The following is an 8271-nucleotide window of genomic DNA, read 5'->3' as shown; positions in this document are numbered from 1 at the left end:
TAGTCAGACGTTGGGCCGTCCAAGCTGCGCGGCTTCAGCCCGCAGAAGTTGACGCTTTATAAAATGTGAGTATTACATTACTAACTATAATCCTTTCACAAAGATACGGGAATAAAAAGTATCCTCTAATACTTTTCGAGAATAAATTGATCTTTTTGGCTAAATCTATAATACTTTTTCCCATCTAGTCTGTCCTCGACAATTGTCACGCGATCGCAATCTATCATTCCTCTAGGATCTTTATTGTTAATACGGTTTTACCAGTTAAAGCATTTAAACCGCTTGAGAGGAAGAAGACAGAAGGGAAATATTTACAGCACAATGATTCTCCCCTTCTTTGTTTATGAAGGTTGTTTTTTTTACAGTTCTCCACGAAAGGCTTTTTGTAGTAAGCAGTTAAAATTTAAATTTAAATTATCTAAAGATTTGTAATTATGCTTTTTTAGTTTATATGTATTCCAGACAATATCTGAAAATTCCTTTTGAATAGTCAAATCTGGAACAGGTGCATACATATTTAAAAGCTTGGCTTGAGAAACATTTAACATGGAACCACTTGTTCCTGTTGCATAGCTTGATAGTAAGCTTCTATATTTCTTGTTGGCTAAGAGAAACCTTAAATATTCTACATTTGCGACATTAGTATGAGTTTTAATGCGCCATAACTTATCAGGTAAAAATAACTTTTCACAACTTTTTTCTACTAAACAGGTTGCGGCCACTAATTCTCTGGTATTTGCTCGACTAAATAGCAAATCACCTTTTTGAGGAATAACGGGCTTTTTTTTAAAAAAAGGGTTATTAACTGCTTTGTGTTCTTCAGGATTAAATATTCCAGAAGTAACAGCGCTAATTTTAAGAACTCCCCATTCTTCAATATTACACTTACGGTCTTCTCCTTTTACACTCCATCCTGCTTCTATTGTTGAAATAATCTCACTCATCGGTAAAGTCTCCCACCCCTTAGGATTAGTCAGAGGATCGCCAAACATATCCAGAAAAAGCGATCGCAGTAACTCTTCAGTTAACTTGATTGCCTCCTGGCGCTTGCGTCGAATCTCATCAGCTTTATCTAGTATTGCGGCTAGGCGTTTTTGTTCTTCTAGGGGGGGTAAGGGTATTCTTATATTCAATAAAGCAGTTTTACTTACATGAGGTATAGTTGAACCAGTACGAGTAGATTGAATCAATTTCATTTGTGATTGAAGAAAACGACCAAGATAGGGAGTAAATACATTTTTTTCTTTAAGACGTAATCTAGCCAAAGTACTTCCAATTAATCCCTCTAAACCATAACTGACAAGACCTGCATAAGCACCATCCCATACTATAATCAAATCATTTTTATCGACACTTATACCTTTTTTGTCTTCTGTGTATTTAATATTAGAAGAGCTTCTTAAATCATCAATTTGAATATATCTTTTGCCATCATTTGATAATTCATGTTTTTTTCCTTTTGATATTTCAACTAAATCAGATAGTTTAATTTGATTCACCCCAACATCGCCTCCAACGCCTGTAAATCCTCTCTTATTTGCTCCTTTAGACACATCAACAGGTGCAAAATCACCCTTGGAGACTCATACTCCACCTCCTTATGTTTAAATACTCCAGACGGCATAGAAATTACCCCTTCTCACTGATGATGATTTTCTACTAATATAGCAGTACAAACAATGGTTTTGACATATAAAAGTCGTGAAACTTAATACTAGCTTAAATATTCCCTGATCTCACATCTTTCACCAGTACTTATGTACTAAATTAACCTCAGAAAAAGTTCATTTCTCTTTCGCCGAAGATCGAATCTATAGAACAAAAATACTGAATACGCCTTGAGTGTCAACCAATTTTTAAGCGCGATCGCATTAATTCTCTTACTCATTACTTCAAAACTCATTACTTCAAAACTTAACCACCACAAGTAACTTTGGATAAAGATGCAAGATCTGAGTCGGTGCCTCGGAGCCTCAAAAGGATAACCTTTCTCACCAGTATGAGAATTGCTATATAGATAGATAGTTAAAAAATAATTCTTGATTCTCCCCTACTTAGATTGAATATTTTTAAATAATTGGTAGATTTCTGGGAGACGTTGGGTAATAGCGTTGATTTTGAGAAATTTACGATGATTTATAGCAGGAATCCCTGACACAACTTCTTTTGGCTTCACATCATTGTGAATACCTGCTTTAGCAGAAGCGATCGCCCCATCCCCTATTTTCGCTTGATTGGCTATTCCCACTTGTCCTGCTAAGATTACATTATTCCCCACAGTAACTCCTCCTGCCAACCCTACTTGTCCAGCAAAAACACAATTTGACCCAATTTGACAACCATGTCCAATATGTACTAAGTTGTCAATTTTTGTATTTTCACCTATACGAGTCTCTCCTACTGCTGGTCTATCTATGGTACTATTACACCCTACTTCTACCCCTGATTCCAGAATAGTTACCCCTGATTGCTGCATTTTATACCATCCTGTGGATGTGGGCACAAAACCGAAGCCTTCAGCGCCAATTACCGCGCCACTATGAATTACACAATTTGAACCTATTTGAGTTTTTTCGTGAATGCTGCAATTAGCGTGGAGGATTGTTTGTTTGCCAATGGTTACTTGAGGGTATATAACTACATTGCCATAGATGCAACATTGGTCTTCAATCACCACATCTTCGTAAATTACCACATTAGGACCAATATAAACATCTTGAGCAATTTTAGCCGTGGCATCAATAACTGCTGTAGGATGAATTTGAGGTTGAGGTTGATAGGGTTGATAAAATAGATTAATCACCTCAGCGAAACTCAAACGAGGATTAGAAGTAGTAAACCAGGCAATCCCTCTAGATGTAGCTATCTTTTGTAAAGATTCATCCTCTGGGAGAATTAAGGCACTAGCGGCAGTTGTTTCCACCCAAGAGGCGTATTTTTTCCCCTCTATATAGCTAATGTCCCCTATTTGGGCTGCATCTACAGCAGCTAAGCCCTTAATTACCGGATTGCAATCAGGTTTAGTTGTTAAACTTTGGTAGGTGGGAGGGTGATTTAGTTTGGTTAAAATCTCATTAAACTTCATATTTGTTCAAATTGGGGACAATAATAGGCACCATTGGTGCAGGTTTCTCTTATTTCTATAGCATAAAGTCCCGGTAATTGCATCTCCTGTAATTTTTCAAAAATCCAACGGGCGATCTCCTCACTAGTTGGATTTTCTAACCCGGTAGTTTCATTTAAGTAATAGTGGTCTAAATAATTATCTAATAGAGGTTTTATATATTTTTTTACCTCTCCAAAATCCATGACCATTCCTTGTTGTGGTCCTGTTTCGATTAACTTGTTACTCTTGATATATACTTTTCCTACCCAGCTATGACCATGTAGGCGCTGACACTTCCCCTGGTGATGGGGAAGTCTATGGGCCGCTTCAAAGCGAAATTCTTTGTATATTAACCAAGTTTGCTCTTTTAGCATTTAGTAAGGAAAAACGTAAGTAAAATCGCGAGAACCTGTATATCCTGACAAATCAGCGAGTCTTTCTAAGGGTTGCACTCCTGGGTAGAGTTCGCCATTTATTTCCCAAGTGGGGACTCCTTTTAACCCGGCAGCTTCACATAGTTGTGGTTGTGCATTTGCCCCTTGGGGATTACACTCAATATTATTAATAATTTTAATCGCTTCTTTGCCAAATAGCTGTTTTTGTTCGTAACAGTGGGGACAGGTGTATGCTGTATAAATTTTAGCATCAATTTTCTGGAGATGATTAGCTAAAGCAATTTCTGCCTCTCCAGATTCATTAGTTACTGGGGGTCCTAATTCTCCTTGTTTAGTTGTAGCTGGATTATCTGCTATATACTCTACGTTAGCGTAGACACTGAAAACCCCTGTTAAGGTGATGACTCCGGCAATTACTGCGATTAAACTTAGTTGACGCCAATTAAGCCATTTGTGACCAAAAATAGTTATCATAAGTAAACTCAAAGAACATAAAGCTGAAAAGACACAGTAGGGACAGATTCCCTGAATTTTGAAAAACATTATATACATCAAATAACTACTACTTACTGCCATACAGGTAGTAATAGCTAGTAACCATAGCCAACTATTCTGTTCCCATTTTTTTGTTAATTCGGGTTGAATTTTGGCGATAATTGCCGGAGATAGGGCTACTAAAAGCACTGTTGTATAGGCAAGAAAACCAAACAGAGTTAGGGGTAAACCAAAAATCTTAGAATAGGGACTTTCTAGAACCTCTTTACAACCAGCAGTAGGACATAGTTCTGCTGCTTTGCCTGAGAATTCCGCTATAGTTAAATAGGCGGTTTCTAATAATCCTAAGGTCGCAATCACCGCGAGGGCTATGCGTGAGCGATTGTTTAATGAAGCTAAGGGTAAACTTCTCATTGCTAAACCTAAAGCTAAATTACTATTCTATCTTAGGCTTTGCTTCTAGAGTTTGTCTAAGGTGTTTCCCCTCTAGGTAACGAATCTTAACTAATCCCGATCAAACTCTAATATCTATTCTTTTTTGGACTAAAGTCCAACTACTAACCTCGTTTTAAATTACAATAAAACTATACAAGTTAGTATCTATAAAAAAATATGTTTTCTGATATTAATACCTTTATATACGATATAGAACAAGCTGCTAATGAATTAGTCGCTCAACAACTCAATCATCTAAGTATCCTCAGTATCGGGATTATTGCCTTAGCTGGATTACTCACCAGTTTAAGCCCCTGTATGCTTTCTATGCTACCAATTACCATTGGCTATATTGGAGGGTATCAAAATCAAAGTCGTCTACAAGCTACCATTCAATCTCTGTGGTTTGCCTTCGGCTTGGCAACAACTTTGGCAGTATTGGGGATTATCGCCGCAGGAGTAGGGCGCGTTTATGGGCAAATTGGCCTAGGATTACCAATTATTGTCAGTGCGATCGCCATTATTATGGGTTTAAATCTTTTAGAAATTATTCCTCTACGTTTCCCCAGTTTGAATCAAACTGATTGGATTACTGATGATTTGCCCCCCGCTATACGCTCTTATCTCTTTGGTTTAACTTTTGGCTTAGTTGCTTCTCCTTGTAGTACTCCAGTTTTAGCAACCTTACTAGCTTGGGTAGCTAGTAGTCAAAACTTGACCATTGGTGGCGTATTGCTTTTAGCCTACGCTACAGGCTATGTAGCTCCTTTAGTCATAGCCGGAGTGTTTACAGGAGTAATTAAGAAGTTTCTAAGTTTACGAAGTTGGGCAGGATGGATTAACCCCGTGAGTGGAGCACTATTATTGATTTTTGGTATCCTCTCACTACTATCACGCTTACCTGTACTCAATCAACCAATATAACTCATCTGCCTTCACCTGTCTGAGATCTTCCACCTTTAGCAAAAGCTACTGGTTGTGGATGAATTATGAGTAATGAGTAATGAGTAATGAGTAATGAGTAATGAGTAAGAAGTAAGAAGTAAGAAGTAAGGAATAAGGAGTAAGGAGTTTTGAAGTTTTGAAGTTTTGAAGTAATAAGTAAGAAGTTTTGAAGTTTTGAAGTAAAGAATTAATGCGATCGCGCTTTAAAATTGATTCTCGCCTGTTGGTCAATTTCTGTACTTTTGTACTTGCGTGCAAGATATGAGCTTAATAAGCTTACTTACAATTTCCTCTTGATATTCCTCGACAAATCTTGGTAAATTCAGATGCGATCGCATCTGCTGTTAGCAAACTAGGAGAATAGTGATTACGTCAAAATAATTATTACTCATATTTTGCGTTCATCAAATCTGGTTTTTACATCCCGAAGGTGCGATCGCTCTTTATTTATTTACTTATTATTTTATACTACAATAGGGGCGAACTCCCCCATACGAACAGTATAACTTAATGACTAGATAATTGTCAAGAAGAATGTAGAATTAAGTAGTTGTTGTATTTGTAGGGTGCGTTAGGCAAAAGAGTACTTTGAGAACATCACAACTAAGATAACTGATTGCCGTAACGCACCGTTAGATGAGTCTTGAAGTAATGAGTAATGAGTTTTGAAGTAAGAAGTAGCCGTAACGCACCGTCAGTCATTTCAATTATAGTAGGGGCGCAAGGCTTGCGCCCACACCAAGGCTTGCGCCCACACCAAGGCTTGCGCCCACACCAAGGCTTGCGCCCACACCAAGGCTTGCGCCCACACCAAGGCTTGCGCCCACACCAAGGCTTGCGCCCACACCAAGGCTTGCGCCCACACCAAGGCTTGCGCCCACACCAAGGCTTGCGCCCACACCAAGGCTTGCGCCCACACCAAGGCTCTCAACAAGCAATATCCATCATTCGTGGTTTAATAGAAATAAATCAAGCTAAAAGCGATCGCTATGCCATTGCACAAAAAGAGTTGTAGGGTGCGTTAGGCAAAAGAGTACTTTGAGAACATCACAACTAAGATAACTGATTGCCGTAACGCACCGTTAGATGAGTCTTGAAGTCTTGAAGTCTTGAAGTAATGAGTAAGAAGTAGCCGTAACGCACCGTTAGATGAGTTTTGAAGTAATTGTGGGAAGTTTATTTAAACTTAATTTTGGGTAACAAAATAACCACCATTTCATCAAGGAATTTATTTAGATTGTTGGGTTTCGTTCCTCAACCCAACCTACAGGCTACTACTGCTCCCTGCTCCCTGCTCCCTGCTCCCTGCTGGGTATCATTATTAAAAGAGAAAATGAATAAATTCTGTACTATAATAAATAGTATTATGATAGAGTAAAACCATGTCCACCCCGGCAGATAACCCTCAACAACAATACCTAGAGCTAATTGAGAATCTAATCCAGTGCAATAATGGAGAAGAAGTAAATAATCTACTCGAATCTCACAGTGAATTAGTAAACTATACCCTAATTGAATATATAGTAGCAGTAGTTGATACCCTAGAAGAACCAGAAGCTAGATGGTTACAGCAAATCGGTAATAGCTTGGTAGACTATCTCACTGAATCCTATCTGCCCTTCTTAGAGGAATTATTGATCCTAATTATCAATCATAATGGCGCTAAAGAGCAAGTATACCCCTACTTACAGAATAATCTAGATAAAGTGAATCTGATACTGCCCCTAACTCTACAAAAATGGTGGCAGGAAAATATTACTTGGTTTGAAGATTCACAAAAACAAAGTGTAGCCGCAGTATTTGTTTCCCTTGGTAATCGTTTCCGAGAATTTCCCTTCAATAAGCCAGCAAGTCAGGAAATCGCAATTACCGCCTACAACTTAGCCTTAGAAGAATATCGCCGCGAAGTAGTACCCTTAGATTGGGCTGGAACCCAAAATAATCTGGGAGCTGCTTACAGAGACAGAATCAAAGGAGACCGGGGTGAGAATCTAGAATTTGCGATTAAATATTATGAAAACGCCCTATTAGAAAGGAAACGGGAGCTTGTACCCTTAGATTGGGCAATGACCCAAAATAATCTGGGAAATGCTTACACTGACAGAATCAAAGGAGACCGGGGTGAGAATCTAGAATCTGCGATTCAATCTTATGAAAACGCCCTATTAGAAAGGAAACGGGAACTTGTACCCTTAGATTGGGCAATGACCCAAAATAATCTGGGAACAGCTTACAGCGAGAGAATCAAAGGAGACCGGGGTGAGAATCTAGAATCTGCGATTAAATCTTATGAAAACGCCCTATTAGAATCGAAACGGGAGCTTGTACCCTTAGATTGGGCTGGAACCCAAAATAATCTGGGAAATGCTTACCTATATAGAATCAAAGGAGACCGGAGTGAGAATCTAGAATCTGCGATTAAATCTTATCAAAACGCCCTATTAGAATGTAAACGGGAGCTTGTACCCTTATATTGGGCAACCACCCAAAATAATCTGGGACTTGCTTACACAGAGAGAATCAAAGGAGACCGGGGTGAGAATCTAGAATCTGCCATTAAATCTTATCAAAACGCCCTATTAGAAAGGAAACGGGAGCTTGTACCCTTAGATTGGGCTGGAACCCAAAATAATCTGGGAGCTGCTTACAGTGACAGAATCAAAGGAGACCGGGGTGAGAATCTAGAATCTGCCATTCAATCTTATGAAAACGCCCTATTAGAAAGGAAACGGGAGCTTGTACCCTTACAATGGGCTGGAACCCAAAATAATCTGGGAAATGCTTACAGCCAGAGAATCAAAGGAGACCGGGGTGAGAATCTAGAATCTGCCATTAAATCTTATCAAAACGCCCTATTAGAAAGGAAACGGGAGCTTGTACCCTTAGATTGGGCTG

7 protein-coding genes are annotated in these 8271 nt (G+C 38.7%); 3 read left to right on the top strand and 4 right to left on the bottom strand.

All coding sequences use genetic code 11. The annotated features are described in order from the left end of the window. Positions 1 to 359: 359 nt before the first annotated feature. The 4 genes from MW688_RS18230 to MW688_RS18215 all read right to left on the bottom strand — a co-directional run bounded on the left by MW688_RS18230 (position 360) and on the right by MW688_RS18215 (position 4410). A complete protein-coding gene (locus MW688_RS18230) occupies positions 360 to 1499 on the bottom strand; it encodes a restriction endonuclease subunit S (RefSeq protein ID WP_486737441.1) in 1140 nt (379 codons plus the stop codon). Positions 1500 to 2050: 551 nt separating this feature from the next. Next, a complete protein-coding gene (gene lpxD, locus MW688_RS18225; RefSeq protein WP_486737440.1) occupies positions 2051 to 3085 on the bottom strand; it encodes a UDP-3-O-(3-hydroxymyristoyl)glucosamine N-acyltransferase in 1035 nt (344 codons plus the stop codon). Continuing rightward, complete coding sequence (gene queD / locus MW688_RS18220) at positions 3082 to 3480, bottom strand: 6-carboxytetrahydropterin synthase QueD (RefSeq protein WP_486737439.1); 399 nt, start codon at positions 3478 to 3480, stop codon at positions 3082 to 3084. Before queD ends, lpxD begins: the two co-directional genes overlap by 4 nt. Then, complete coding sequence (locus tag MW688_RS18215) at positions 3481 to 4410, bottom strand: vitamin K epoxide reductase family protein (protein ID WP_486737438.1); 930 nt, start codon at positions 4408 to 4410, stop codon at positions 3481 to 3483. Between the two features lie 198 nt (positions 4411 to 4608). Here MW688_RS18215 and MW688_RS18210 point away from each other — a divergent pair, with 198 nt between their 5' ends. From MW688_RS18210 to MW688_RS18200, 3 genes are all read left to right on the top strand, one after another. Next, entirely contained in the window at positions 4609 to 5355 is a 747-nt protein-coding gene (locus tag MW688_RS18210; protein ID WP_486737437.1) for a cytochrome c biogenesis protein CcdA, read from the top strand. 679 nt (positions 5356 to 6034) lie between these two features. Next, on the top strand, positions 6035 to 6391 hold the full coding sequence (locus MW688_RS18205) for a hypothetical protein (RefSeq protein WP_486737436.1): 357 nt from the start codon (positions 6035 to 6037) through the stop codon (positions 6389 to 6391). 367 nt (positions 6392 to 6758) lie between these two features. Beyond that, a partial coding sequence (locus MW688_RS18200; protein ID WP_486737435.1) for a tetratricopeptide repeat protein occupies positions 6759 to 8271 on the top strand: 1513 nt, incomplete at its 3' end.

The sequence above is a fragment of the Johannesbaptistia floridana genome (assembly GCF_057440575.1).
The sequence above is the reverse complement of the archived record's forward strand: the minus strand, read 5'-3'. Positions and strand labels throughout refer to the sequence as shown.

What these genes read in the sequence shown, in the direction of transcription:
- lpxD (WP_486737440.1), bottom strand. Translation starts at nt 3,085, where the DNA reads ATGAAGTTTAATGAGATTTTAACCAAACTAAATCACCCTCCCACCTAC.
- MW688_RS18210 (WP_486737437.1), top strand. Translation starts at nt 4,609, where the DNA reads ATGTTTTCTGATATTAATACCTTTATATACGATATAGAACAAGCTGCT.
- MW688_RS18205 (WP_486737436.1), top strand. Translation starts at nt 6,035, where the DNA reads ATGAGTTTTGAAGTAAGAAGTAGCCGTAACGCACCGTCAGTCATTTCA.
- queD (WP_486737439.1), bottom strand. Translation starts at nt 3,480, where the DNA reads ATGCTAAAAGAGCAAACTTGGTTAATATACAAAGAATTTCGCTTTGAA.
- MW688_RS18215 (WP_486737438.1), bottom strand. Translation starts at nt 4,410, where the DNA reads ATGAGAAGTTTACCCTTAGCTTCATTAAACAATCGCTCACGCATAGCC.